The 1,066-nt window shown below is 56.2% G+C and carries 2 protein-coding genes; both read right to left on the bottom strand.

The window, feature by feature from the left end; genetic code table 11:
• On the bottom strand, positions 1-168 hold a 168-nt coding region (locus AD944_RS15980; protein WP_156477210.1), incomplete at its 3' end, for a transposase.
• Between the two features lie 122 nt (positions 169-290).
• Entirely contained in the window at positions 291-746 is a 456-nt protein-coding gene (gene cynS / locus AD944_RS00260; protein WP_045543154.1) for a cyanase, read from the bottom strand.
• Positions 747-1,066 lie beyond the last annotated feature (320 nt).

Here is a 1,066-nt window from a genome sequence, read left to right on the forward strand (position 1 = left end):
CCAGCGACGCAGCCGCCGGTGCACGTTCTTCCAGTCCCCAAACCGGGCAGGCAGATCACGCCAGGGAATGCCTGCACGGTAACGATACAGCACGGCTTCGATAAACAGACGGTTATCCGCAGCCGTCCCACCGACACGCCCTAGTGGGCCTGTGTGGGAAGAAAGCATGAACCGTTCCTTTTTATTACTATATCGAAACAAAAAACGCCATGCTGGTGCTGGCTCTGTCTTTAATTTTATGTGGCGGGAGAAAGAGGTTGCAGGGTCAGTGCAACCTCTGCTTCAGGACTTCAGAACGCTTTGTAAGGTAGGAACTTGCCAGACAGGATTACACGAACACGATCACCGGCCGGGTTGGGCTCGCGTTCGATGTTCATGTTAAAATCGATGGCGCTCATGATCCCGTCCCCGAACTCCTCGTGGATCAGTTCCTTGATGGTCGGGCCGTAAACGCTGACAATTTCATACCAGCGGTAAAGCAGGGGGTCGGCTGGCGCATTGCCGCTCAGTGAGCCTTTGCTGGGAGGCACTTGCAGCCATGCAAGGGCGGATGCGTCCAGATCGAACAGTGCTACGACCTTGGCGGCAGTTTCAGCATTGAACGTCATCTGCCCCAGACACGCGGCGGTCGTCCATTCCTTGCTATGACCGATGTAGTCAGCAACACTTTTCCACGAAAGCCCCTTGGCGACCCGTGTCGTGACAATGGCTTCGGTAACATCATTGCGGTTTTTGAAAACTGTCATGTCGTGGTGTCCTTGTGTCATGCGGTTGCGGCTTTCTGGGCCAAGCGACCCTGGTCCGTGCCGCTATCGGCATGTAACGATTGCACTTCGGCGGTTGTTACCGCATCGCGACACGTTGCCCAGTTGCCAGAGCGCGCTTCATCATGGCCGGGGTCGGGCCATGATGAAGGCCGAGTTGTCGATCCGAGCGCCTCGCGCTGCTTCGGATCGGCGGGTCAGTAGTGAATGACCGTGCGGATCGACTTGCCTTCGTGCATCAGGTCGAACGCCTCGTTGATCTCCGAGACTGTGTAGAATTTTGTGCGGTGGCATTTTTTCAG

The organism is Acetobacter tropicalis (genome assembly GCF_001580915.1).
Taxonomy (GTDB): Bacteria; Pseudomonadota; Alphaproteobacteria; order Acetobacterales; family Acetobacteraceae; genus Acetobacter; species Acetobacter tropicalis.